Source organism: Nitrospiria bacterium, assembly GCA_036397255.1.
Taxonomy (GTDB): Bacteria; Nitrospirota; Nitrospiria; order DASWJH01; family DASWJH01; genus DASWJH01.
On sequence record DASWJH010000025.1, the window covers coordinates 20,057 to 44,215 of the forward strand.

A 24,159-nucleotide genomic window follows, 5' to 3' on the forward strand; every position below is an offset into this window, starting at 1 on the left:
GGTAAGTTAACCGGTTTTTTGGGCTGCTTGCTGGATTGTGAAGCTTATGATATATTTTTAGCATCCCATTGGAATTATTGAATTTCCTACTCTGGAGTCGAGGATAATGAATGATATGGTCTTGACATTCCTGGTGGGAGCCATTATTGGAAGCTTCCTCAATGTCTGTATTTACCGGCTTCCCCGGAAGGAATCCATCGTTTTCCCCGTATCCCATTGCCCTAATTGCCAAACTCCCATTCCCTTTTATCATAATATTCCCATTCTAAGTTTCCTGTTGCTTCGGGGAAAATGCGTGTCGTGTCAAAAACCCATTCACTGGCGATACCCGCTTGTAGAGTTGATCAATGCGTTTGGGTATATTTATATTTTCTCCGTTTTCGGAATGGGATGGATCAGTGCCACCTACGCGCTCCTCTTCTCTACACTATTGGTCGTTACCTTTATTGATTTGGAGCATAAAATCATTCCGGATTCCATTACCCTTCCCGGAATGGGCCTTGGCCTGCTGGCAGCTTCCACAGTTTTACCCCCGGGGTTTATCGATTCTCTCATCGGTCTCTTATTGGGAGGAGGGTTTTTTTATCTCATCGCGGTGGTCAGCAGGGGTGGAATGGGGGGAGGGGATATTAAACTCATTGCGATGATTGGAGCCTTCCTTGGATGGCAAAATGTACTGATGACCATTTTTGTTGGGGCTTTGGCGGGCTCCGTTGTAGGAATCTTTTTAATGATCTTCAGGGGAAAGGGAAGAAAATACGCAGTCCCATTTGGTCCATTTCTTGCTCTCGGAGCGGTGGTTTCCCTTCTATGGAACCAGGAAATCCTGAATTGGTACCTTTTGCTGCTCCGATCCTAAAAGAATTAAAATGAGCTTTAGAAAAAAAGGACAATCAAATAGTTGGCCTTTGGTGCGTCACCCCCTTTTTGAAAAAGGTGAGATCACCATCGCCACACAGCTGAAGCTCGTGTTTTTTGTTCTTCTTTCCTTTTTGGTTTTACTGAGCTTCCACCTTTGGACCAATCTCAAAGACCAATCCAAAATACTGCAGCAGGTGGAACAGGATAGGTTAAACCAAGCCAGTCTCCTGCTTCTCCGTGAGATCCATCAACATTCCTTGGAGGGAAAGACCTTGGCCCCCGTCCTTAAACAATGGGTCGCTCAATTTAGTGTGGACCGATTAACGGTTTTGGATTCCCAGGGGAATGACATCGCCCAAGTCTCCAATTTCTCAGATCCCACAACACCCAGATCTTATCTATCAGCGGAGGACCGAGCCCAAGTCCTGAAGGGCTATTCTTTAACCCTTCACACGGAAGGAAATGGCCATTGGAACATGTACCTCCCCATTCGAAAAGGAGAGGACCCGGTTTCCGGAATTTTGCAAATCGAAAATCAGGAAACACGTTTTAGGGTTCCAGACAGTTCAACCGCTACCTCTCTTCTCTTAAAACTCTTCGGGGTTGCAGGAGCCACTGTTTTAGGATATTCCTTTATTCGAACGGGGGTCCTGTCCTGGCGGAAACAACGTCAATCCCCAGAGGATATCATTCTACCCAACGAAATTAAAAAAGAAATTCATTTTAAACGGGACCAGAACGATTTTGTACTGGATACGTTCCAAAGTGTGGTCCATGAACTCAAAGAAAAAGAACAGGAACTAGAGCGCCTTCGAAACGCCGCTGAAGAAAAAGTACGGGATATCGAGAGCTATAACGAAAATATCTTAAGATCCGTATCCAGCGGGGTCATTACCTTTAACCCGAACCGTGAAATCACCACCTTCAATTCGGCCGCAGAGAAAATCCTTGGAATTCCATCTGACCAAATGGTGGGATTTTCATGTGAAGGTGCGTTTGGGCCCAACAGTCCGGTCTATCAACTTTTGGAACGGGCACTGAAGGATGAACAGCCCACGGCCCGGCAAGAGTTCGAAATGCAGTGGCCCGATCAGCGAAAAATTTGGGTGGGGGTGAGCACCTCATTATTGCGGGATCAACGGGAAAGGATCATTGGTGCGACCTGCGTATTTACGGACCTTACCGAAATTCGTCGTCTTCAGGAACAGGTTGAATTAAAAAAGCGGCTAACCGTATTAGGGGAAATGTCAGCGGGTATTGCCCATGAGTTTCGGAATTTTATGGGAACCATTCTGGGTTTTGCCAAGCTTCTCTCCAAACAGGTAGACCCTCACGATCCCATGCAAAGTATGATTGACGCCATTATTCAAGAGCTTCGTGCCATGGAGCATTTAATTTCAGAATTACTAAATTTCAGTAAAAATACCGACATCAACTGCCAAGCCTTGGCCTTGAAACCGTTTCTGGAAAACGTGATGAACAAAGTCCCAAAAAGGGAGGATGAAAAACCATGGGAGATTGTCATGGAAATTCCCGAAAATCTTCCCCCCATTTATGGGGATGAAATTCTCCTCCGACAGGCATTCTCCAATTTAGCGAATAACGGGATAGACGCAATGGAAAATGGTGGAGTCCTTCGCGTCGCCGCTTACCTGATTCCACACTCCACCGTTGAAATTACCATTCAGGATTCCGGCAAAGGGATACCCCCAGAGGATCTAGAAAAAATATTTCTCCCTTTCTTTACCACCAAGGAAAAGGGAACGGGAATGGGTTTGGCTTTGGTCCATAAAATTATCCTTTCCCATAATGGGAGAATTGAAGCCAAAAGTGAGGAGGGAAAAGGGTCAACATTTCATATTTACATCCCCACATGGGGAACCCTTTCTGAAACCTGCGGCGATAGGAAAAAAGGTGAGGAGTGCGGGGGCTAAAGCCGTTGGAGGTTGGAAGCGATAGGCAGTTTGAGGTAAAAATCTCCCTTGCTGTCATTCCCTCTACCCCTCCGTCATTCCCGAATGATTTAATCGGGAATCCAGAAGGTTGGAGGTGATAGGCCAGATTGAGGTAAAAACCTCCCCTTGGCGTCATTCCCGCGGAGCTTGTCCCCGTATGGTTTAAGCGGGGAGCCGGAATCCAGAAATGCAACGGAAAGGGAGTTTTATATTATAAAATCTCCCCTAACCCCTCTTTTCCAAAGAGGGGAGTTTTTTAGGAATTTTCCCCTTTAGAAAAAGGGGGCCTCCGTTTCTCTCCCCCTTTGGAAAAGGGGGAATAAGGGGGATTTGAGGATTTAGTTTTTTCTCTGAATACACCGCAGTTTTGCTGCGGGGATCTTTATTAAGGTTTTTTGGGCTTTAAAACGAGTGTTGCATCTTGGAAAAACATTTAAAAAATTGATGCCGTCATTCCCGCGGAGCTTGTCCCCGTATGGTTTAAGCGGGGAGCGGGAATCCAGTTCAGAAAGACTTGATTCGGGGTCAAGCCCAGAATGACTGTCAATGTAAGGAAATTATGACGCAATTAACAAGATTTACTAAACAAACAAGAAAAACGAGACTTAGTCATGGCCTATGAGAGGACGGAAAGTATATGAGTTTAATTTTGGTAGTGGAAGATAAAGAAAGTATGGCTCAAATGTTATCGGAAACCTTGAAGGTTGCAGGGTATCAAGTACTTCTGGCCAAAGACGGGAGGGAGGCCAGTCAACGGCTAAAAGAAAAAAAAGTTGACCTGGTTTTAACGGACCTTAAACTTCCTCATAAAGGAGGCCTCGAGGTGTTACATGAGTCCATGGAAAGAAACCCACTCACCCCGGTCATTCTCATGACGGCCTTTGGAACTGTAGAAAATGCGGTCAAAGCGGTAAAAGAAGGGGCGTATGATTTTCTGACCAAACCCGTTGACCCTGATCACCTGTTACTTTTAATGGAAAAGGCTCTTGAAAAACAAAAGCTGTTGAAGGAAAATATGGTTCTTCGGGATGAGTTCTCAGGGCACCTAAAATTTCCAACGATCATTGGAAAAAGCCCCCCCATGGTTCAGTTGTTTGAAAATATTCAAAAAGTTTCCCAAAGTCATTCCACCGTTCTTTTATTGGGAGAAAGCGGAACGGGAAAGGAACTCTTTGCCCGGGCCATTCATTATTTAAGCCCCCGGAAGGACGGGCCCTTTGTGGCGGTCAACTGTGCCGCGATTCCACGGGAGCTCCTTGAAACTGAATTTTTTGGTCATGAGCGCGGCGCTTTCACCGGAGCCGTAGGGAAAAAAATGGGAAAATTTGAGCTGGCCGACAAGGGAACAATTTTCATGGATGAAATCGGAGATCTAGACCTCTCCCTCCAGGCAAAACTTCTGCGTGTATTAGAGGGCTCAGAGTTTACCCGTGTGGGGGGAACAACCCGATTAAAAATGGATGTACGAGTGGTGGCCGCAACCAATAAACAACTGCAGCCCATGGTTTCTAAAAACACTTTTCGGGAAGACCTTTATTATCGCCTAAGCGTGTTTCCCCTTATCATTCCCCCCCTTCGGGAGAGACGGGAAGACATACCTGCTTTGGTGGAACATTTCCTCAACTATTACAGCCGGGAAACCAAAAAAGAGATCATGGGCATGACTCCGGACGGGTTGAAAAAATTAATGAACCATCCCTGGACCGGAAATGTCCGGGAACTGCAAAACTGTATTGAACGGGCGGTAATTTTAACCGAGGGAAAACAGATTGGGCTAAATCATTTGGGGTTGAATGAAAATCGAAGTGAACAAAACTTCACGGAAATTCCTTTTGAAGGGACCTTGCAACAAGCCAGTGCCGCTGCCACCCGTTATGTCGAATCTCAGATGATCCGGAAGGTTTTAAAAGACACAGGGGGCAATAAAACCAAAGCCGCGGAAATTCTTCAGGTCAGCTACAAAACCCTTCTGACGAAGATAAAGGAGTACGACATTGAAAAACCCAACCATTCCTGATTCTAAACCATACGGTTCGGAGAAACCATGGGTGACCGGTTTTCTTCCCCATCAATTAATCCGTTATATGCAGGAGCATTATCCAGAAGAACATGCAAGGATCAACTACAAAGAACTCCTGGGAGTAGTCAAAGGGTTTGAACCGATCCCAGATCCACAATCGTTTTTAATTGACCCTAATCATTGGCTTCCCCAGGAAGTCCTGCAGGCGTTGTTAAAAAAGTGCGAAGAAATCACCGGCGACTCCAACATTGCCTATCAGGCGGCTCTTGATCATTTTCTTCCCAAAAAAGGAAAAACATCCACCCCTTTCGAAAAGGTGGCATCCCTATTGGGGGATATGCGTTTATCCTTCCTTTGTGCACCCCTTTGGGCAAGCGTTTACACCAACAACTATTTAAAGCTTCAACCTTTTCAAATTCCCAATGCTTCCTCTTCTATCGGTTTGCTGGCCCAGTTTATTCCTCATGCGAGAACACGGTGGAGCAATCATCTCCTGGTGCGTGGAAATTGCGAAGGGTTTGGGCGGCTTTATGAATTTATTGAAACGGTCTCGTGCGAGGAAGAGTACATCCAAATTCGCTTGGAAGACCTGGTGCTGGATTTTCCCGATTACCACCTCCTCACCAAAGGGGAAAGAAAAATATTCATTGAAAAGCAAACCAAACAGCCCGTCATTGAGGCCACCTCTGTCCTTTTAACCTCCGAACCCGTTCCCTCTATTCCGGAAGTAGAAGCATTCTCAAAGGATCTTTTGGTCTTGATTCCCCAAAATGGTTGGCTGGCCCCACTCACAAGCCATTCAAAAAATCATGCTACAGGCCAGGAGGAACATACCGCTTACCAAATACAAAAAGGGGGAACTCTTCACCGCCAAGGCACCCGTTTGACCTTGAAAAAAGGGTTGATCTTCAACGCTCCATATTCCCGTTATACGTTTCATTGGAAGGAACGCCCCTCCCGCAAAGAAAGGCCAAAAAATGTCCCCATCAAACAGGTCACCCATTTTATATTCAATCACCTAAGGGAGCTTAGCGCTTCACACCAAAAACTTTTAGGCGCAATCATTAAAAATGCGAAACTCTCCTCTGAAAACCAGGATTTGAGGCGGGAAGTCACCCATACCACCCGGTTTTTGGGTTTTGTGGGAACCAGTCACCCCATGAAACAGGTTTACTCTCAGATCCAAGCCGTATCCAATAAAGATGCCACGGTGTTGATCACCGGGGAAACCGGGACGGGAAAAGAACTGGTGGCCAAGGCCCTTCATACCCAGGGACCCCGGGCACAAGGGCGGTTCCTCGCACTCAATTGCGGGGCCCTTTCCGAAAGTCTTTTGGAGAGCGAACTATTCGGTCACGAACGAGGTGCCTTTACGGGTGCTGTTCAGCAGCACAAGGGAAAGTTCGAGCTGGCCCACCAGGGAACGCTTTTCCTGGATGAGATTGGAGAGATTTCCCCATCGGTTCAGGTTAAGCTATTGCGCGTTTTGCAGGAAAAATGTTTTCAACGGGTGGGGGGAACTCAGGAAATCCATGTGGACGTTCGAATCATTGCAGCAACCAATCAGGATTTAGAGGCTTTGGTAAAAAGCGGGGGTTTCCGCGGGGACCTGTTTTACCGGATTCATGTATTCCCCATTCATCTTCCCCCTCTTCGCGAGCGGAAAGATGATATTCCGTTACTGGTTGAGCATTTTATTCAGAAAATGAGACTTAAATATCGCCACCAGATTCAGCGGATCACCCCGGAAGCCATGGAAAATCTAATGACCTACAACTGGCCTGGAAATGTCCGTGAGCTTGAATACTGTATTGAGCGCTCAATAATTTTAGCGGGGAATCAAACCGAATTGGGCAAGGGGTTGCTTCCCCAAAAATATACACAAAAGGCCTATGGGGGAAATACCGCATTGGGGGAGATGTTCGATCAACTGGAATGGGATGATATTTCCCATTTTATTCATAAAAAAGGATCCATTGATTCCCTTCTCAATCAATTTGAATGGCGGATTGTCCAACGGGCCATTGAAGGAAATGGGGGAAATAAATCCCAAGCCGCTCGGGCCCTGAACCGAAGTTACCGTTGGCTTCGGAAACTGGAACAGCGCCAGGAACAGTCAGGCCAATATCCCCTATGAACAAACATAACCTTAGCTGAATAAACGTTCATCCCTTCTTGTCAGTCCTACCTCGCCCAGGATTTTGGAACCCTTTCCCCATCTCAGACCTTCCGCCTTAATTTAAACCCCATGAACAAGTCCCTCTGTACATGATTCCAGAAATCTACCCTCCCATCCCCGGCACTCCATTAAAGGTTTAAAAAATAAGCCTTTTGTAGAAATTTTCACAAAAGGGAACCCTTTTAAAATTCTGGAACAGAATTTGTATTCTTAAGAAAGCATGAGACCAAACACCGCCCAGGAAGGTTTTTCATTGTTGGAGCTGATGATTGCTTTGGCCATTGCAGGGATTTTAACCGGTCTGGCCGTTCCGTCTTTTAAAACACTTTTGTCGAACCACCGCTTAGAGGGGGCTGCTCAGCGGTTGGTATCCGATCTTCGTCTAGCCCGTCAAACCGCCATTGCCGAAGGAATCCCCACAGGGATCCAGCTAAACCCCCATGAAGAAAGTTATTTTTTGGAAAAGGGAATCGGCCTTCAACCCAGTCCGTTCGGTTTCTTGGACCTGAAAGACCCTCGGGAGGGATTTCCCGGAATCGATCTGGTTGACTCCACAAAAGGAAACCACTTGATTTTTTTTCCAAAGGGAACCACCAACAGCTGGACCACCATCACCCTTGAAAACCGCAACGGAAAACAACAGAAAATCACTTTAATCGGAACGGGGCGTGTTAAACGGATAAAACCATGAAAAGTGTCCTTTTTAAAAACCAGGGAACATCCCTTCTAGAAGTTGTTTTTTCATCCGTCATTTTTTCAATGGGTCTCCTCGGAATTCTTGGGATGGTGACACTGGGCCAAAAGGGAATGGAATCTGGAAATAAAACCACCCTCGCGGTTAATTTATCTCAGGAAAAAATGGAAGAAAAGTGGGCCGCTTCACCCGATTCAATCCTTTGGGATGATCTGGATCAAGATGGGAAGATGGAAACCAAAATGATCGATCTGGGTCAAGGAGAATTTACCAATGAGGATCAACCTTACAATGGGATGGTCAGACAGTGGTCCATTCAATACACCTTATCCGGATTAATGTTAATTGACGTCAAAACCCTCTGGAAGGATGAACATCAAAAAAACCGCTCTTTTTCCCTTCGGGGTCTTAGGGTTCAAAACAACTTATAAGAGGATAAACCTTGGTGTAATGTCCCGTACATACCTTGAATAAATTAAGGTCGTCATTCCGGCCTCCGCTCCGGTCATTCCCGCTTCCACTCCGTCATTCCCGCTTCCACTCTGTCATTCCCGCGGAAGCGGGAATCCAGTAATTGGACTCCGGGTCGTGATCCACGGTGTTAGTTCGGCCGGAATGACATCGATAATAATTAAGTGATTTTGGAAAAAATATCCTAGAGAAGAGAAATTTTAGATGAACCATTATTTACTCACACAAAACGGAATCAGCCTCGTTGAAACCCTTTTGGGAACAGCATTGACACTGCTCATCCTGGGTTTTGCTTTGGATTTTGGATCCTCTTGCTTAACACGTTTTAGCCAGATGGAACATCAAATTGAAATTCAGCAACAAACCCGTATCGGAATAGAAATGCTGATGCACGAAATCAAGAAGGCGGGTTATGGGCTACCCTCAGGTTGGCCCGCTTTTCTGGTCATTGGGCCTTCCTTTGTTTCCTTCCAATCTAACTTGGATGAAATCCAAACTCGCCTCACCTCAGATGCTTTCCCGGGAAGCACCGTCATTTTTGTTGAAAGCGGAAAAGGTTTTCGGGCGGGAAAATCCATTCTCATTTGCACCGGCGGTGTGTGCGAGGAGGGGATTTTAAACAATCATGGAAGCATCTTTAGCTTAACCCTTAAAAATTCCCTGAACCATTTTTTTCCTTCCGGAAGTTCCGTGAATGTTTTGAATCGGGTTTCCTATTATCTCAACCAGAAAAATCAACTTCTCAGGAAGGTGGACCAGGGGGGCACCAATGAAGTGGCCAATCAGGTTCAAACCCTAAAAATGAAATACCAAGATCATAAAGGAAATCCCACCTGGAATCCCTTGGCCGCCAAGCTGGTACGGATAACCTTGGAAACCCAAAGTCAAAAAGGAGATCAAAGATCCTATTCCTCATCCATCGGTATCCGGAATCAGTAGCTTAAAAAATAATAGGGATTTGATTTGCCAATGGCGCTCCCGCCATTCCCGCTTTCCTCATCCGTCATTCCCACGGAAGCGGGAATGATGAGCTTTATTTTCAGGGACCATACATTAAAAGAGTAAGGAAAAACTTTTTTGCTGTCATTCCCGAGTGGTTTTATCGGGAATCCAGTTTGTGTAATTTCAAAAAACTCTGGATTCCCCCTTCCGCGGGAATGACGAATTTTACCCGTTCACTTCTGCGATGGACCCAAACTAAAAATGAAAAAATCACTAATACAAAAACAGAATGGCTCCGCCTTTTTGCTCATTATTTTAATGTTATTACTCCTTAGCCTGTTGGGCACCTTTGCTTTTTCAAGGGGGATGTCTGAAATGGTTATCACCCGGAACTATCGGCATGAGGCGGTGGTTTCATACCTAGCCGAATCTGGAATTCAGCAGGTTTTGCTCTGGTTCAACCAACCTGAAACATTTTTTTTGAACCATCACTTTAATAATGGTTACACCGGCTCCCCACAATTGTTTTTCCAAAAACGATGGAATATCTCTAATGGAACCCCCACCTATTTTAATAATGGTAAAAGCCAATTCACTGGAACACCGCAAAACCCGGATCTGTTAATATCCGTCCCCAATGACGATCCCTTTCTCAATGATCCCGGAACCGGTTTATTCAAAGATTTCTCTGACCTTGGAAAAATACTCCAGCTAAAAATTTACCAGCCTTCCGGGCCTGAAGGTCTTTGTATCGTGGAGAGCCGGGCTGAAGGAAAATCCGGTTTTAAGAAAACCATTCAGGTGGAACTAACAGCCAGTCCCTTGATCCCCTTGAACGCCTCCATTCAATCTGGAATTGGGTTTAATGGAAAAGGAGTTCCCGTTTGGGCCCATTGGGGAGAGGTGTGGGTTTCAGGGAAAGGAAGCTTGGGGACCCGGCTTGACCAAATTCCCGTACTAAATCCCTTTGCCGCGACAAGCGGGGCCTCTTATAGTATTGGCCCCTTAGAAGACCCATGGGTTCAATTCCGAATTGAAGGATCCATCCAGTCTCCAACCCCTTTGGAATGCACCTCCTGCCCTGAACCCTATTTAATGAGTGGGCATGGGAATGTTCACCAAGACCAGGGATTTTATAACCCGGGTTTTTCGTTGAGCCTTTGGGATTATCAAACCGTGAAAGAATTTTCAAAAAGGTTCGGCCGGTATTATTCAACCGATTCCATGGGAAACCTTTATTTAGATGGCATTCAAGATGCACAAAACAAAAATAACCCCCAAGCGGTTTTTTCTTCTCAAGGGCCAGGAGACCATCAAGGATTGGTCTTCATTGATACCATCGATCAAAACCCTCCCACCTCCACCAACCAGGCAACATTAACGGTTCCGGTGGATTATTCCCAAGGCATTTTCTTTGTAAATGGAAACGTGGTATTGGAAAAGAAAGGCCCAGGAAAAACCCTTTCTGTTTCCACCCCTCCCCTTCCTCAAACAGGCACACCCGTATCAAAGGTCTTAATTTCGAACATAAACATCAATGGTGTTATTTACACCAATGGCTTTTTAAAAACCGTTGGGTCATTAAAAGCCTTCGGTTCTCTACATGCTCAAGGCGGGTTTGTCCAACCGGAGAACCTGGAGGTCTGGAAAAACCATAACCACTCTCTAGGCCGTTTTCATAACTTACCTATGGCCGTTTTTTCCCAGGGCAGCTGGAGAGAAACCTACTAGATGAGTATTGCACTCAATAAAACGAATTTTTTTATTTAGATGCCTCCAACCTTTTCCCTTTTCCCCTTCCTCCACCCGTCATTCCCGCTTTCCTCCTCCGTCATTCCCGCTTTCCTCCTCCGTCATTCCCGCGGAAGCGGGAATCCAGTGATCTAAGATCTTTCCCCCCTTCCGGGATGCTTACCATGGGTATTGGGGGCCAAATGTCCTTCCTCAAGAACCCCTTGGACATGGCCGAAATAGGTCAAAAGCCAGGCAAGCCCCTTATGCTTGACAACTTCCCCCTTTTTTAATAGCATGATCTCTTGTCACCTATGATATCTAAACAATTTCTGTATTTAACCGGCTTCTAAACACCCTCCATTTGTCTTCGATCTGCTCACCGCAGGCCCAATCAGTCTGTTTTGAGAAACATCGAAGGATGAAAATCCACGGGAGGGGGTTTCCGCACGGACCGCGAAAGGCCACAGCCATAGGAAGGAGGGGAGTTATGTGGAACTGGAAGGATGAGGTTTCACCTCAAACAAAACAGCCGCAGGAGAGTAACCCGTTTAATAAAACCAACGTTGAAACAAGGAGGACAAGTATGGGACAAACGGCTATCATCGGACAGTCGATCTACATCAAAGGAGAGCTGACCGGTAATGAGGATTTGACCATCGAAGGAAAGGTGGAAGGAAAAATCGAGCTAAAAGATCACCATTTGACCATCGGACCAGGCGGAAATATTAAAGCCGATCTCAACGCGAGAACCATTACCATTCTTGGTGAGGTTCACGGAAACGTTACCGCCACGGAAAAAGTGGAGATCAAAGAAGCCGGGAAACTCAGAGGGGATATCCAGGCACCACGGGTAGCCATTGCAGATGGAGCCTTCTTCAAGGGAAGTGTGGATATGCAACAGGATGCCAATGCCTCCAAAGAGAAACCCTTACGAGAACAAAAATCCTTTTCCCAACCCTCCGAACGGGTGGCTGTAAAGGTTTAAGGTTTGCGCCTCCATGTTACCAAAGCAACGACCTCCCTCCTCAGGTTCACTAGCAAGGGGTTTTCTTCCATCATTGGGAGAAACCCCCTCGCCACAGGTGCATCGCACCAATAATCTCAAGCGTTTTATAAAAAGTCTGACGACCATTCCCAAGCCCCATGTTTTAGACATGGGAAGACTTTGCGGCCAGAACATCGATTGGCTCCTCCAAAAAGGGTGTAAGGTTTACATCGATGACCGATTCGTCACCTTAAAACCTCCCCCAAAACCGGTCCCCACCTCACGAAAAGGAGAATGGAAATTACCCCCTTCTCCCCCCATCGAACCCTTGGAATATCCGGCTCACTTGTTTGATGGCATTTTGTGTTGGGATCTTTTAGATTTTTTAGTATTAAAACAAGCCCAGGAATTAATCGGGGGAATAAAAAAAATAATAAAACCCAAAGGATTTCTTTTAACTTACTTTAACTTCAATAAATCGAAACCCCCTCCTCCCGTCCGCTACCGTATTATTCAGGAGGACCAGCTTCAATACGAAATCCTTCTGTCTTCCCAAATTTCCCGGCGTGTTTATGAAAACCGTGAAATTGAAGCACTCTTCCAAGGCTTTGAAATCATCAACTCCACCTTCCTCAAAAATCAAATGCGGGAAGTGTTGGTTCAAAAGCAATAATCCTCGCTCAAGGTTTGAGGCTATAGGCACCCTTTTTGAGGAGGCGTAAGGAGTAAGGCCCCCCACTTATTCCCTCCCTTTGTAAGGGAGGGTTGGGGAGGGTAGAAGCATTTTTTTGAGAAAACGTGAGGGGGGAAAGGTGAGGGGTAAGGGGACGAAGAACCAGAAAAACAAACGAGTGTAGTGTGTCCAACACTTGTTTACATCAATTCCGAAAATCCAAACCGTCATTCCCCCCTTCCCCTTTCGTCATTCCCACTTTCATCCCCCGTTATTCCCGCGGAAGCGGGAATCCAGGAATTTAGGATGTCTATTAGAACATTGGGTTACCCCCTCACCCTTAACTCTTTACCCCTTACCGCCTTTTTAAAACCTTCACCCCTAACGCAGTTTTAAAGAGGCATCTAACCTTCTTCCTCTAATCAACAGTTGATTGAAAACATGGAAAGGCGTAAATTACGGTTCAACATAGGGTAATCTTACCTACTTCGCTGTTTATAGAGGGGAAAACAGAGATGTTCTCTTGGTTAGTGCGGTTCATTGAACACCATCCAAACCTTCATCGTAGTTTGCTGCTCATTTGGCGGCTGTTTCCGCCTCGGCTGGCGGGATTTCTAAAAGGACTGCTCGCCAGAAAATGGGTGGTCGGTGCGGTAGCCGTCATGATTGATGAGAATAAATCGCCTCCGGAGGTTCTTTTGGTAGAACACAGCTATCGCCGTAAAGGCGCATGGGGCCTTCCCGGGGGGTCACTCGAATCAACTACCGGAAATCCGACCAGAGGTGGCCATGAGGCATTGCCTGACAATGTGGTCGAGTCCGCGCTCCAGCAGGAAATATTTGAGGAACTCGGTATCGGGATCACGGTGTTTCGCCTCCTGAGAATCGATGCGATACCCTATGTCTCAGAAGAACCGGGCCCCTATCGGTTGGACTTTTACTTTCGCTGTGCCCCACATGACGGATTTTCACTTTTGCGGCAAGGCCTGAGTTCCGGACAGATCAAACCCCGCTCCCCCGAGATTAAACAAATCCGCTTCGTCCCTTTGACCGATCTGAGAAAGTTCGACCTATATTCAACCGATTTTAGATTTTTACTTCAAGACCTTCCTCGAATTGAACCTGCCCTCTTTACCTAGTTTATCTGGTTTGTCTCGTTTGTCTGGTTTGTCTGGCCGTAAAGCCCCGAGGGGCTGGGGCCACGGCCCTTTTCGGGGTTGATCTGGTTTTTCTGATTTGTTTCTACCTCCATCCTCAAACCTCCAACGGATTCCGGTTTGTCTGGTTTATCTCGTCTGTCTGGTTTATTGGTTTTACCCATCACACATTGCTCATAACGGGTTCTCACTCCAATTACCCATCACCCTTTACTCATCACTGTCCCTACCACGCCTTACGTTTCACGTATTTTAAAGGGATTGCCTCAATCCTCCAACCTCAAACGCCGTTTCCCTTCCCCTATAACTTCCAACGTTATTTTCCCTCCTTTATTGGACCCTTCCGTTGAAAATCAATAAAACCACATTAAACAAAAAAAACCCACCGGCCAGAAGACCAATGGGCATGTATCAATCAGAATTAAAAAGCCTAACTCCTGAACTTTTTTCTCATCAAGGCTATCCCTACAAGTCCAGAGCCGAACAGAAACAGGGTTGAAGGTTCAGGTACCGGTTTGATGAACGTTTCGGGCCTGATGGTAAAACTGCCCCCCGGGGAAATGATATGGTCCCACTGAAAGCCCCACACCACGTCGTCCGTAACCGGACCTGCGGTGTTATCCAAATTTGGCTCCTCCGGCCCACCCAGGAGGTGCTCGTAATCATCTTCAATTTCAAACCTGTCCGGAACGGGGGCAAGGCCCTTTTCGATGACGGCCATATCCTCACCTTCCCAATCTCCGAACCCTTCCCCTGTAAGGACCGCCCTACGGCCATTGAAAATTTGGCCTGTATTGTCTTCCAAGCCGAAATCGGAGATTTTCATAAAATGGAAGTCCAAAGAACTGTCGGGATCGTTATTCGTGATGGTGAATTGCTGATTCAGGAGGGCCCGGCCACTACCCAGAGCTCCGCCGATGAGCCGATGGGTCACATCCACAAAGAAGGAATCGGCCGTTCCGAATCGCAACTCGACCTCCGCGTCATTCACCTGCTTCACTTCCAAATACCGGAGGTCCACAAGGTTTCGAACATGGTTGGTTTGCCCAAGTGGCCCCACCCCATAGAAGAGGGTTTGGGACGATAGGTAATCAACCCCGTCGATGGCAAACTCCACCAAACCGGGGAAGGTCACACCAAGATCCAACTCCACCCAACCGGATGCGTTTCGATCGGACAAGTAAACGTTAACAACAACATCGTCATACAGATCAAAGGGAACTGCATGGCTGATTGAAGCGGTAAACACAAAAATACTGATCACCAGGGAGATACTGAACACACCCAAACTTCTCATGGTCATCTCTTTCAATAAAAGCGGTTTGCCCAGATCGGATGGAAGGGTATTTCCAATTTCCAAGATGATAGGAGCATATTAGAAATACTTAAGGAGAAAGTCAACAAATATTTAGGTGATTTTCGCTTCAGGACAACTTAGGATAAACCCTGAAATTTTAGGACATCTTTAACCGTTCCTATTGTTAACCGATAAATTGCAGTCCTCGTCTCTTGGGTGTATACAGGGGTCTTCGTATGGTTTGGTTTGTTTGTCTGGTTTTTTTGCCTCCAACCCTCCCCTCTTACTCCCCCTCCCTCGACGGGAGGGGATGAAGGGGAGAGTAGAGACATCTTTTTGAGAAGACGTTAGGAGGGAGGCGTGAGGAGTTAGGAGATTAAAATCGTTAGAGGCGGGAAGCTTGTTTAATGTGAAAACCTCCCCTGCCGTCATTCCCGAATGAATTAATCGGGAATCCATTAAGTTCGACTTCCTGGTGGGGGACTTCCTGAAAACCACATCTATGTTATATTTATACACAGGGGGCATCGACTGATAATCAATTCAAGGGTGGGTTTATGAAGGAAATTTTGAATACCATTATTTTTGGTGGGTTTACCGCACAAGAGGTTTTAATGGTTGCAGGAGTTGCGGTTGTTTTTTGGATAGCCATCAGAATAATGGTGAGGGTATTCAAGAAAAAAGAAAGCAGTCAAGTCTTCCAGTTTGTGGATTGTCTAAACTGCGATTGGCACGGAAAAGTGAGCAGGTATGCTGGACGTTGCCCTAAATGCAATCAGCCTTTAGGGGAACGGAAAGCACAGCACATTGCTTAAAAGGCAAATTACAATACCCATTGAAAATCATACCCAAACCGTTCCCGCAAAAATTCAACTGACAGATGGGAATCACCGGCCCTTATTCCCTATCTCCACCGGGCTCCTCGGTCATTTCACCTTCCATCTCTTCCCCCTCTTCTTCGGACGGCATGGGCTTTTCATCCATGGGTTCTCCCATTTCTGATGCAGGAGCTTCCATAGAAGGCATACCCTTTTCTTCCGCTTCTTCCTCCTTCGGTGTACAACCTAAAAAAGCCACGCCAAAAACTACAAAAGCACAGCACAAAAATAGTGACCCCTTTTTCATTATCCTGCTCATATGCGTTCCCTCCTTATGGTTGATTTACACTCTATATAGAAAGCGGAATAAAACCAAAAAACCGATACCATAAAGAAAAGAGTTGCCGAAAGAGGATTTGAACAAGAAAGGGAGTCTTGTCACCTCCTGCCTTCAATTGCAAATTCCCGGTGATGATACCCCATAAATGGAAGAGAAACAATGAGAAAAGATCAAATGATTTTTTGGTTTGGTTTTTCTAATTTATCTTGTTTTTTTACCCCTGGCTCTTTACCCATCGGTTAATTTTTTTTATACAACTAGACAAACCAAAAAACTCAATAAACAAGACAAACTAATTTAATCGGTCCTTACTGAAATTCGCTTAAAAAAATGAAATGATCAGAATTTTCTTAAGAGCCAAACAACCCTTTTGGTTAACCAGAGAGTTGTCTTTTTCCGACCCTTTTTACCATATCTTTACATAACCTTTATTTGTCCTTTAAAGAGAAAGAGCACTTTGGCCACAAGAGAGAGAAAACTTTAACAAAATGAATGCTGGATGGGTTGTTTCAACATCCAACTAAAGGAGGAAAACCAATGGCACCCGTGGGAGGATTTTTTGAATATGGGATTGCCGCATTACTGGGTGCAGCCGTAATGTTGGGGTTTAGCATTTGGTCTTTGGTAAAGATAGACCGGTAAGCCTTTTTCAATGAACTTGGTAGGAATCAATAGGCTCAGTTTCACACAAAAGCCCTTTTATCTGGCGCCTCCAAATTCCTGATCTTCCAATGTTGAGTTCACTAACCCCCTTGAATCGGCTATCCGATGCCCGCTCCATGACATGCACGGTCCCTATCAATGGGAAGTATGGGGCTTGAGGTTTCATGTCCCGATCATCAACTTGGGGAGACAGAAAGGTGATCCGGTCAGTACCTTGGCCACTTTTCATTATTTATCTGCCTTCCCAGGTAAAAGGAAATTAATGTATATGGATGGGGGGAAGGAAGCATCCCAAAGGAAGAGATTGAAAATAGGAAAAAAAGGAAGGAGGAGACCATGGAAAAATTTACAAAGGCGCTGAGTCTTTTCGGAATCGGTTGGGGAATGGTTTTTTCCGTTGGGATGGGGGACGTGTCCGCTCAAGGCCTTCATGTACGCGTGGACCCCGCAGATATTTCTCCAAGAACAACATTGATGGATGCCGGTTGGAACGGTCGTTACGCAGAAGTGCAGGACTTGGTGAAAAAGTCGGACGGCTACGTCAACATCCAAGACCCCAACGGAAGAACCCCTCTGATGGCCGCGTCCATTAATGGCCATGTTTCCGTCGCAGAAGTCCTTTTGGCCAGTGGTGCAAACGTCAATATCAAAGATAAGAATGGGGAAATGGCCTTGATGCACGCGGCACTGAACGGCCATACCGTGATCGTCCGGGCACTCCTCGCCAAGGGTGCGGATGTCAACGCAAGGACGAATGCCGGCGAGACGGCCTTAATGATGGCGGCATCCCGTGGCCATTCCCCTGTGGTCCGAGAATTGTTGCGACATGATGCGGAAATCAACGCGAAGACCGGGGAGAATGAAACGGCCTTGATGCTGGCTTCCCAATTCGGGCACGTTCGAGCGGTGCAAGCCTTGTTGAAAAAGTCCGACGTCGGCGTCGGATTCAGAAACAAGGAGGGGGATAACGCCTTGTCCCTCGCGGCGAGGGAAGGGCATAACGTCATCGTGCGGCTATTGGTTCAGCCTAGATAAAAAATTCCGGAAGAAGGAAAACCGGCGGGAGACGAACGGTAGGCAAGGCTCTGGGAGTCAAGTGGCCTGGGAACGGGAAAAACCGCTATATTTTGTACCGATGAATTTCGGTACACATGCCTGTGGTGGAAAATGGGTGGATAACTTTATACGGGAGGGCATTATGATTGGGTCTGAAGGGCCCGTATCGCGGATTTGATTAATTTCTAAGGGAAAAATGTGATTAAAATCCAGGCAATCTGCTCTTTTCCGACGGTCGATCCTATTTATATTTTAATTTTTATTGAAATTTCCACAGGATTTCCACAGATCGTGGGGAAAAAGCCGGTGGGCCTGGGGTTAAAGGTTAGTGGTTTGAGGTGACACCTTCAACCTTTCGCTTCCACCCTCTTATCCCCCAACCTCTAACGCTTCCCCTCTTACTCTTACTCTTACTCTCCCTCCCCCGATGGGAGGCCGTGCCCCCGCCTGCCGGACGGGCAGGTTGCCGACAGGCAGGGGATGAAGGGGAGGGGGTGTCGTTCCTGAACATCTTCTACCCCTCCTCACCTCCCCTTACAAAGGGGGGGAATTTTTTTGTTGTCCCTCTTCTGTAAGGAGGGACATAAGGGAGGTAGAAGGTTTTCCCCTCACGCCTCACCCCTCGCATCTCACGTATTTTAAAGGGATTGCCTCAAGCCTCCAACGGATTCCGGTTTGTCTGGTTTTTCATGTTTATTTTGTTTATTTTGTTTGTTTAGTTTTTTTGGTTTTTTTGGTTTGTCTCAAGGTGTCATTCCCGCGAAAGCAGGAATCCAGGACTTAATATTTTCCACGAACTGGATTCCTGCCTGCCGGCCGGCAGGCCCGATTGATTCATTCGGGAATGACAGCAAGGGATTATTCCCCTAACGCCTAACCCCTCACGCCTAACGGTTTTAAAAGGAGTCCTCATTCGACGCTAAATATTCTGCTCCATCAAGCCTGGCACCCATCCATGGCTGTTCAGTAAGGAGGTTAACATATCGGTTCCCGGCATTCCCGGCGATTTCGTCAGCGCTTCATCCAGAATTTTAAGAAGATCAAGGACCCTCATGACACGAAAATTGAGTTTCTCCGCATACTCGACAATCTCCGCAGGAATGGGTTGGTCCCTTTCTTTAAGGTCCGTACTTTCCATGAAGGTGTTTACAATGATGAATGCGGGGAAATCTTCTTTGAGACCGTTCCTGTCTCTGTTCAGATTGGCCTGACTGACCGCTGCCCGGTCAATATCGGCAGTCAAACCTCTCAGCTCGACAAGCATCCGCCGATCGGCTTGATCATCCAGGAGCCAGAAATTATCCTTGAATTCCGGTAAACGTTCGGTCTTTATCCCTAACCCCTTGGAAAAAATTTCCATAACGATTTCGAGAAGTTCTTCATCGCTATCCACCAGGGCCAATTTGTACCGGTCATATTCGGTCAACTTCCCGTCAATTTCGCTTATTTCTTTCTCCAATGTTTCACGCTGTTTAATCAAGGTTTCAACCTGTCCCCTTAAAATTCGCTCAGGGCCTAATTTAAAATCCGCCATCCAGGCGGGCACCTCCGAGCATAATTTTTCTTTGAACGATTGGATCGCTTCCGTCAGCGTCCTGAAAAATTCATGCACACTTTCTTGTCCATTTCCAGCGAAGTGACAGGGTAAAGAGATCACACGGCCGCTCAGGGAAAAACCGACGATTCCTCCCGCTTCCGTTTGGGCGATGACATCCGGCGGCTCAGGGACCTCAAAAACGATGCGCGCAACACCGTATTTGGAGATATATTTGCTAAATAGCTGACGTTTCACCCTCAAGTGAACCAGATCGGCCTTGCTGGACGTCAGTTTTATTCCTTTTTCTTTGAGAATGCGGACGGCAAAGTCCAGGTGTGAAAGGGGGCCTAACTCGACACCCGCATAGGGCTCCACCTTCCTAACCTGAAGGGGTTGAAACAGGAAGCAAACGATTTTATTAGGAAAGTCCATAAAAGTTTGTAGTTGCCGAAGCCTTTTTGTAAATTCATCATAATGTTCGGGTTCCTGAGCCTCAGGGTCCGTGATAAAAGTACCGAACGGTAGGTATAATAAATCATACTCCGAAAAAGCGGGACATTCCGAATTTTCAAGATTTCCGAACTCCACCTGGAACGATTTATTGTGGAGTGTCCTCGAGGGATAACCTAGTTTATCTGCGGGGTAGACAAGGGCTCTCATCTTCTTTCAAAGATTCGTCCATGAATTTCGACCAGAATAATTCAAAGCCAACGAAAAATCAATTGTCTAGTTTATTTGGTTTGTCTGGTTTATTTGGTTTTTTTGGTTTGTTTTGTTTGCTTCCAACCTCAAACCTCTCATCATTTCCCTCCTTTGTAAGGAGCACCCTTGCTCTCCTTCTCAAGATACAAGGAGGGACATAAGGGAGGTAGAAGGCCTTTGCCTCCAACCTCGAACCCATTCTCCCTCTAGTAATTCACGGTTGCATGAAGTCAATGAAAGGGGTAAATTACAGGCGAAACGGCAGTCTTACTTATTTCGCTGTCCATAGGAAAGGCAAACAGAGATGTTCGCTTGGATCGTTCGGTTCATTGAGCACCATCCTGAACTTCATCGTGTTTTGTTGAGTATGTGGCGGTCGTTCCCACCCCGGCTGGCCGGTTTCCTGAAAGGATTGCTCGCCAGAAAATGGGTGATCGGTGCCGTAGCCGTCATGATCGATGAGAAAACGTCGCCCCCGGAAATCCTTTTGGTTGAACACAGCTATCGCCCGAGAGGCGCATGGGGACTTCCCGGCGGGTCGCTCGAATCCGCTCCCGGAGACCCTGTCAGAGGCGGCCATGAGCCTTTGCCTGACAATGTGGTCGAGTCCGCCCTTCAGCAGGAAGTATACGAGGAACTCGGGATCGGGATAACGGTGATCCGCCTTCTTAGAATCGATGCGATACCCTATGTTGCAGAAGAACCAGGCCCATTTCGATTGGACTTTTACTTCCGTTGTGCCCCACGTGACGGATTTTCGCTTTTGCGGCAAGGCCTGAGTTCCGAACAGATCAAACCCCGCTCCCCCGAGATCAAACAAATCCGTTTTGTCCCTCTGACCGAACTCAAAAAATTCGACCTGTATTCGACCGATTTCAGATTTTTACTCGAAGACCTGCCGCGGATTGAACCCACCCTGACTATATTGAGGAACAATGGAATCTAATAACGCGTTTGTTTAGCTTGTCTGATTTGTCTGGTTCATCTGGTTTTTCTTGCTTGTCTTGTTTGTCTTGTTTTCGCCTCAAACCTCTTACCTTTAATGTTCTCTTCTTTTCCCTGCCTGTCCCTGCCCGTCCGGCAGGCGGGCGGCAGGCAGGTTTGTAAAGAGGGACAAAGGGAAGTAGAGGTTTTTTGCCTCACACCTAACGCGTTTTTAAAAGAAGACTTTAGGGAAGGCAGAAATCCCTTACTTCTCTCTATCCCATCTCACTTCCCTTTACAAAGGGGAAGGACTGGAGGGGGAGGCCCTATAACGGAGAGGAATTTCTAGTTTCCCTCCAGTTTTGACTCCCGCTTGACGCTTTCAAGAAAAGTAGCTACAATAGCCACTTGAGGTGTGTCTATGAGCATTGTTGGGGTCAAAGAACTTAAAAATCGTTTAACGCAATATCTCCGCAAGACCAAGCAGGGTGAAAAGGTAATCGTCACGGAACGTGGGAAGCCCATTGCCGTTATCTCTTCTTCCAGAGGCGCCCTTCCTGCTACCTCGATAGAAATGAAGTTGGCGGACCTGGAACGGGAAGGCAGAATCAGGCTCCCCCAGAAGAAATTCTTAAAAAAGCTTCCCTCCATTAGAATATCGGGTTTACCCATTTCTGACACGCTCCTTGAGGATCGCGGGTGATCTACCTGGATACGAGCGCTTTGATTAAGCGCTATATCACAGAAACTGGATCGGACAAAATTCGTTCATTATTCACAAGCCAGGACCATCTGGCAACTTCTAAAGTTGCTTATGTGGAGGTTTATGCTGCCTTCACTCGCAGGAAACGGGAAGGAGATTTACCCTCAATGCGATATCAGCAGGTGTGCCGGTTGTTTGAACGGGAGTGGCCTGCTTATCTGGTGATCGAACTTCATGATGATATTCTTCGGTTATCGCGCGATCTGATAAAGAAGCACCCTCTCAGAGGATTGGATGCCATTCATCTTGCTTCCGCCAAATTAATAAAGCAAAAGATAAGTAAAGAAACCATCTTTGGTTGTGCAGATAACCGACTTTTGAATTCAGCTAAATCCGAAGGATTCAAATTACTGTCTGTATGACGTTCCTCTTCCCTTTCTGCGTGACCCCAATCTGATTTGTCTGGTTCATCTGGTTTTTCTTGTTTGTCTTGTTTGTCTTGTTCTCGCCTCAAACCTCTATCTTCCAACCTTTAACACTTTTACTCCTTCGTTAGGCGCTAACGGGAAGGTGAGAGAAACCTTGGTTTGATTAGATGGATTCCTTCAGGATATTCGAATTTTCAGGAGAGCGGGAGGGAAGAAGGATGGGTTGATCCGCTCTTCTATGACGCGCTCGGTTCCTTGTCGGGCCGGAAAAGGAACCTCCGTGTCACAGACCCCTTGAGCCATATTGATCGCCTTAATTTCCTCGCGTCAATCGACAATGCACGAATTTCGGACTGGACGATGTGATGTGCTAACTTATTGAGGGAAAGAGACAAAACATTATAAGGGCAGGTCCTTCTGCAGACACAACTTATTAAAAATCGTTCGGAGAAATTGATTAGGGTCTTCAATATTTTCCTGCACGACTTCATAATACTTGCTTCAGTTCTAGTTTTCCATATTCATGGTCGATCAGGTTTCTAAAACCCACCGACTTGACCATCCTTTCTGTCAACTCCACATCCAGGTAACCGTTTTCTTCCAACAAGTAGAACATTTCATTTGTACTGCCCGGCACACCGAAGCCCTCCTCGCTGACGATGTGCGCCGCGATGTCGATGCAATTCTGCACAGCCATCTGAAGATTGAACAGGATACTTTCCTGCCGGTCGAGATCCGCTATAAACGTCCAAAGGTCCGTGTTTCGTTTTTCGAGAACACGGCTTTAGTGTCTTTTCAAAGAACTGGCTTTCGCCAGTATCAGATCCAGATCCCTGTCAACCAATGGATCAACCGCCATCACCTTTCTGATCAATCCCGATTGCATCCGATTCCGGTAGGGACCGAATTCGGCGATTCTGGCCATCATGACCATTTTATGCCGGGCCAGTTTCCGCTGATCCCTGACCAGAATACATTTTCCCTTTGCAAAGACCTGCTTCCAAAGTTCCTGGCCGGCAACGTTCAATATCACCGGATCGATATCCTTTCTTAGAATACGGCCCAGCTCTACGAGATATTCGTTTCTCTTTTCACTGAATAAATCGCGATCTTGGGCATCCAAGACAATGCCAAGATCGACGTCGCTTCGATCACGTTCTTTGCCTCGAGCAAAAGATCCAAACAGATAAACCGCAATGACTTCTCGTTTGGCGCCGAAATAGGTTCTTATCTTTTCTTCGAGCACATTTTGTTTTGACGAACCGGTTACCACGAACTTATCGCCTCTCTATATTAGGTCCCGATGCCGGATACGAATTTTCACCGCACGGAAAGTTATAAAGTTTTTCCTGAGGTAAAGCAAGAAATAGGTAAACCCACCGAAACCACCGGACTGGTTTTCTGGTTCATTTTGTTTGTTTAGTTTGTCTGGTTTATCTCGTTTATCTGGTTCGTCTGGTTTATTTGGTTTATCTGGTTTTACCCATCACCCTTTACTCATCACTGTCCCTACCACCCCTCACTCTTCACGTATTCTTAAGGGCTTACCTCGAACCTCAAACGTTCTTCGCTTCACGCCCCCTCACCCCTAACGCCTCACCACTCACGTTTTTTTGCAAAGAAGGTCTCCACCCTCTAACCTTTAACCTCAAACGATTTTTCCCTCCAACCCCTAGCATTCAGGTTTCATTTCCCCGCGGCTGATCAGGAGTCCCAGGGTGATTCTGAGCTTTTTCGCCACCTCCTCCGAAACCTCCAGTTGGGGCTGCGCCTCCTTGAGGAGTTCGAGGAACTCGTCCGTCGCTTCAGGAATCCGAGCGTCAACCTCTTCGATCAGTTCTCCCGCTTTCTCCTCGTTCCGACAAGCGCGGTCGAACAGGTGTCACTGGTCATGAGAAAATGTACCAAAAATGGTCATGAAAAGTGTACCAGGTTTAAGGGGCATTCCTCATAAAAGAGGGGTACCATCGATCTTTCTTGTGAAGACGGGAGGGAGAGATGGTCGGAAAGGAGGAATGCA

Annotated in this window: 25 protein-coding genes; 17 read left to right on the forward strand and 8 right to left on the reverse strand. The window is 46.6% G+C overall.

What is annotated here, in order from left to right; all coding sequences use genetic code 11:
• Positions 1 to 106: 106 nt before the first annotated feature.
• The 8 genes from VGB26_03520 (at position 107) to VGB26_03555 (ending at position 10,853) form a co-directional block, all read left to right on the forward strand.
• The gene (locus tag VGB26_03520; GenBank protein HEX9756852.1) at positions 107 to 859 is read left to right on the forward strand and encodes a prepilin peptidase; all 753 of its coding nucleotides are present in this window, start codon (positions 107 to 109) and stop codon (positions 857 to 859) included.
• Positions 860 to 869: 10 nt separating this feature from the next.
• Positions 870 to 2,795 carry an ATP-binding protein gene (locus VGB26_03525; protein HEX9756853.1) on the forward strand — a complete coding sequence of 642 codons (1,926 nt, stop codon included), beginning with the start codon at positions 870 to 872 and terminating at the stop codon, positions 2,793 to 2,795.
• Between the two features lie 658 nt (positions 2,796 to 3,453).
• A complete protein-coding gene (locus VGB26_03530; GenBank protein ID HEX9756854.1) occupies positions 3,454 to 4,833 on the forward strand; it encodes a sigma-54 dependent transcriptional regulator in 1,380 nt (459 codons plus the stop codon).
• The gene (locus VGB26_03535; GenBank protein HEX9756855.1) at positions 4,811 to 6,973 is read left to right on the forward strand and encodes a sigma-54 dependent transcriptional regulator; all 2,163 of its coding nucleotides are present in this window, start codon (positions 4,811 to 4,813) and stop codon (positions 6,971 to 6,973) included. The genes VGB26_03530 and VGB26_03535 overlap by 23 nt, the downstream gene beginning before the upstream one ends.
• Positions 6,974 to 7,235: 262 nt before the next feature.
• Positions 7,236 to 7,706 carry a GspH/FimT family pseudopilin gene (locus VGB26_03540; GenBank protein ID HEX9756856.1) on the forward strand — a complete coding sequence of 157 codons (471 nt, stop codon included), beginning with the start codon at positions 7,236 to 7,238 and terminating at the stop codon, positions 7,704 to 7,706.
• Entirely contained in the window at positions 7,703 to 8,140 is a 438-nt protein-coding gene (locus VGB26_03545; GenBank protein ID HEX9756857.1) for a hypothetical protein, read from the forward strand. Before VGB26_03540 ends, VGB26_03545 begins: the two co-directional genes overlap by 4 nt.
• Positions 8,141 to 8,384: 244 nt before the next feature.
• Complete coding sequence (locus tag VGB26_03550; GenBank protein HEX9756858.1) at positions 8,385 to 9,119, forward strand: hypothetical protein; 735 nt, start codon at positions 8,385 to 8,387, stop codon at positions 9,117 to 9,119.
• A gap of 369 nt (positions 9,120 to 9,488) precedes the next feature.
• Complete coding sequence (locus tag VGB26_03555) at positions 9,489 to 10,853, forward strand: hypothetical protein (GenBank protein HEX9756859.1); 1,365 nt, start codon at positions 9,489 to 9,491, stop codon at positions 10,851 to 10,853.
• Positions 10,854 to 11,005: 152 nt separating this feature from the next.
• Here the strand turns inward: VGB26_03555 and VGB26_03560 are convergent, their stop codons facing one another.
• Positions 11,006 to 11,152 (reverse strand): hypothetical protein, encoded by a 147-nt coding sequence (locus VGB26_03560; protein ID HEX9756860.1) that lies wholly within the window; start codon positions 11,150 to 11,152, stop codon positions 11,006 to 11,008.
• Between the two features lie 287 nt (positions 11,153 to 11,439).
• Here VGB26_03560 and VGB26_03565 point away from each other — a divergent pair, with 287 nt between their 5' ends.
• The 3 genes from VGB26_03565 to VGB26_03575 all read left to right on the forward strand — a co-directional run bounded on the left by VGB26_03565 (position 11,440) and on the right by VGB26_03575 (position 13,653).
• Positions 11,440 to 11,841 carry a polymer-forming cytoskeletal protein gene (locus VGB26_03565; GenBank protein HEX9756861.1) on the forward strand — a complete coding sequence of 134 codons (402 nt, stop codon included), beginning with the start codon at positions 11,440 to 11,442 and terminating at the stop codon, positions 11,839 to 11,841.
• 73 nt (positions 11,842 to 11,914) lie between these two features.
• On the forward strand, positions 11,915 to 12,514 hold the full coding sequence (locus VGB26_03570) for a hypothetical protein (protein HEX9756862.1): 600 nt from the start codon (positions 11,915 to 11,917) through the stop codon (positions 12,512 to 12,514).
• A gap of 515 nt (positions 12,515 to 13,029) precedes the next feature.
• Complete coding sequence (locus VGB26_03575) at positions 13,030 to 13,653, forward strand: NUDIX hydrolase (GenBank protein ID HEX9756863.1); 624 nt, start codon at positions 13,030 to 13,032, stop codon at positions 13,651 to 13,653.
• A gap of 448 nt (positions 13,654 to 14,101) precedes the next feature.
• Here VGB26_03575 and VGB26_03580 read toward each other — a convergent pair whose 3' ends face one another.
• On the reverse strand, positions 14,102 to 14,968 hold the full coding sequence (locus tag VGB26_03580) for a PEP-CTERM sorting domain-containing protein (GenBank protein ID HEX9756864.1): 867 nt from the start codon (positions 14,966 to 14,968) through the stop codon (positions 14,102 to 14,104).
• 557 nt (positions 14,969 to 15,525) lie between these two features.
• On the opposite strand from VGB26_03580, the gene VGB26_03585 reads away from it, so the two are divergent.
• Positions 15,526 to 15,783 carry a hypothetical protein gene (locus tag VGB26_03585; protein HEX9756865.1) on the forward strand — a complete coding sequence of 86 codons (258 nt, stop codon included), beginning with the start codon at positions 15,526 to 15,528 and terminating at the stop codon, positions 15,781 to 15,783.
• A gap of 82 nt (positions 15,784 to 15,865) precedes the next feature.
• Here the strand turns inward: VGB26_03585 and VGB26_03590 are convergent, their stop codons facing one another.
• Positions 15,866 to 16,105, reverse strand: a complete 240-nt coding sequence (locus VGB26_03590) for a hypothetical protein (protein HEX9756866.1) — start codon at positions 16,103 to 16,105, stop codon at positions 15,866 to 15,868.
• A 670-nt stretch (positions 16,106 to 16,775) separates the two neighbouring features.
• Positions 16,776 to 17,018 carry a hypothetical protein gene (locus VGB26_03595; protein HEX9756867.1) on the reverse strand — a complete coding sequence of 81 codons (243 nt, stop codon included), beginning with the start codon at positions 17,016 to 17,018 and terminating at the stop codon, positions 16,776 to 16,778.
• A 107-nt stretch (positions 17,019 to 17,125) separates the two neighbouring features.
• Here VGB26_03595 and VGB26_03600 point away from each other — a divergent pair, with 107 nt between their 5' ends.
• Together VGB26_03600 and VGB26_03605 are read left to right on the forward strand one after the other, a co-directional pair.
• Positions 17,126 to 17,824: an ankyrin repeat domain-containing protein gene (locus VGB26_03600; GenBank protein ID HEX9756868.1), complete on the forward strand. Its 699-nt coding sequence runs from the start codon at positions 17,126 to 17,128 to the stop codon at positions 17,822 to 17,824.
• A 219-nt stretch (positions 17,825 to 18,043) separates the two neighbouring features.
• Positions 18,044 to 18,187 (forward strand): hypothetical protein, encoded by a 144-nt coding sequence (locus VGB26_03605; GenBank protein HEX9756869.1) that lies wholly within the window; start codon positions 18,044 to 18,046, stop codon positions 18,185 to 18,187.
• A gap of 577 nt (positions 18,188 to 18,764) precedes the next feature.
• Here VGB26_03605 and VGB26_03610 read toward each other — a convergent pair.
• A complete protein-coding gene (locus tag VGB26_03610; GenBank protein ID HEX9756870.1) occupies positions 18,765 to 20,042 on the reverse strand; it encodes a hypothetical protein in 1,278 nt (425 codons plus the stop codon).
• A 346-nt stretch (positions 20,043 to 20,388) separates the two neighbouring features.
• Between VGB26_03610 and VGB26_03615 the strand changes: the two genes are divergently transcribed.
• From VGB26_03615 to VGB26_03625, 3 genes are all read left to right on the forward strand, one after another.
• The gene (locus VGB26_03615) at positions 20,389 to 21,030 is read left to right on the forward strand and encodes an NUDIX hydrolase (GenBank protein HEX9756871.1); all 642 of its coding nucleotides are present in this window, start codon (positions 20,389 to 20,391) and stop codon (positions 21,028 to 21,030) included.
• A 399-nt stretch (positions 21,031 to 21,429) separates the two neighbouring features.
• Positions 21,430 to 21,711, forward strand: coding sequence for a type II toxin-antitoxin system prevent-host-death family antitoxin (locus VGB26_03620; GenBank protein ID HEX9756872.1), 282 nt, complete (start codon positions 21,430 to 21,432; stop codon positions 21,709 to 21,711).
• On the forward strand, positions 21,708 to 22,133 hold the full coding sequence (locus VGB26_03625; protein ID HEX9756873.1) for a type II toxin-antitoxin system VapC family toxin: 426 nt from the start codon (positions 21,708 to 21,710) through the stop codon (positions 22,131 to 22,133). The genes VGB26_03620 and VGB26_03625 overlap by 4 nt, the downstream gene beginning before the upstream one ends.
• Positions 22,134 to 22,316: 183 nt before the next feature.
• Here the strand turns inward: VGB26_03625 and VGB26_03630 are convergent, their stop codons facing one another.
• The 3 genes from VGB26_03630 to VGB26_03640 all read right to left on the reverse strand — a co-directional run bounded on the left by VGB26_03630 (position 22,317) and on the right by VGB26_03640 (position 23,412).
• Entirely contained in the window at positions 22,317 to 22,442 is a 126-nt protein-coding gene (locus VGB26_03630; GenBank protein ID HEX9756874.1) for a hypothetical protein, read from the reverse strand.
• A 184-nt stretch (positions 22,443 to 22,626) separates the two neighbouring features.
• Positions 22,627 to 22,881 (reverse strand): DUF86 domain-containing protein, encoded by a 255-nt coding sequence (locus VGB26_03635; GenBank protein HEX9756875.1) that lies wholly within the window; start codon positions 22,879 to 22,881, stop codon positions 22,627 to 22,629.
• Between the two features lie 42 nt (positions 22,882 to 22,923).
• Positions 22,924 to 23,412: a nucleotidyltransferase domain-containing protein gene (locus VGB26_03640; GenBank protein HEX9756876.1), complete on the reverse strand. Its 489-nt coding sequence runs from the start codon at positions 23,410 to 23,412 to the stop codon at positions 22,924 to 22,926.
• Between the last annotated feature and the right edge of the window lie 747 nt (positions 23,413 to 24,159).

Coding starts and splice junctions, on each gene's coding strand:
- VGB26_03610 (HEX9756870.1), bottom strand. CDS start 20,042: ATGAGAGCCCTTGTCTACCCCGCAGATAAACTAGGTTATCCCTCGAGG.
- VGB26_03595 (HEX9756867.1), bottom strand. CDS start 17,018: ATGAAAAGTGGCCAAGGTACTGACCGGATCACCTTTCTGTCTCCCCAA.
- VGB26_03525 (HEX9756853.1), top strand. CDS start 870: ATGAGCTTTAGAAAAAAAGGACAATCAAATAGTTGGCCTTTGGTGCGT.
- VGB26_03575 (HEX9756863.1), top strand. CDS start 13,030: ATGTTCTCTTGGTTAGTGCGGTTCATTGAACACCATCCAAACCTTCAT.
- VGB26_03520 (HEX9756852.1), top strand. CDS start 107: ATGAATGATATGGTCTTGACATTCCTGGTGGGAGCCATTATTGGAAGC.
- VGB26_03615 (HEX9756871.1), top strand. CDS start 20,389: ATGTTCGCTTGGATCGTTCGGTTCATTGAGCACCATCCTGAACTTCAT.
- VGB26_03580 (HEX9756864.1), bottom strand. CDS start 14,968: ATGAGAAGTTTGGGTGTGTTCAGTATCTCCCTGGTGATCAGTATTTTT.
- VGB26_03545 (HEX9756857.1), top strand. CDS start 7,703: ATGAAAAGTGTCCTTTTTAAAAACCAGGGAACATCCCTTCTAGAAGTT.
- VGB26_03585 (HEX9756865.1), top strand. CDS start 15,526: ATGAAGGAAATTTTGAATACCATTATTTTTGGTGGGTTTACCGCACAA.
- VGB26_03540 (HEX9756856.1), top strand. CDS start 7,236: ATGAGACCAAACACCGCCCAGGAAGGTTTTTCATTGTTGGAGCTGATG.
- VGB26_03620 (HEX9756872.1), top strand. CDS start 21,430: ATGAGCATTGTTGGGGTCAAAGAACTTAAAAATCGTTTAACGCAATAT.
- VGB26_03560 (HEX9756860.1), bottom strand. CDS start 11,152: ATGCTATTAAAAAAGGGGGAAGTTGTCAAGCATAAGGGGCTTGCCTGG.
- VGB26_03600 (HEX9756868.1), top strand. CDS start 17,126: ATGGAAAAATTTACAAAGGCGCTGAGTCTTTTCGGAATCGGTTGGGGA.
- VGB26_03550 (HEX9756858.1), top strand. CDS start 8,385: ATGAACCATTATTTACTCACACAAAACGGAATCAGCCTCGTTGAAACC.
- VGB26_03530 (HEX9756854.1), top strand. CDS start 3,454: ATGAGTTTAATTTTGGTAGTGGAAGATAAAGAAAGTATGGCTCAAATG.
- VGB26_03630 (HEX9756874.1), bottom strand. CDS start 22,442: ATGGCTCAAGGGGTCTGTGACACGGAGGTTCCTTTTCCGGCCCGACAA.
- VGB26_03555 (HEX9756859.1), top strand. CDS start 9,489: ATGTCTGAAATGGTTATCACCCGGAACTATCGGCATGAGGCGGTGGTT.
- VGB26_03590 (HEX9756866.1), bottom strand. CDS start 16,105: ATGAGCAGGATAATGAAAAAGGGGTCACTATTTTTGTGCTGTGCTTTT.
- VGB26_03565 (HEX9756861.1), top strand. CDS start 11,440: ATGGGACAAACGGCTATCATCGGACAGTCGATCTACATCAAAGGAGAG.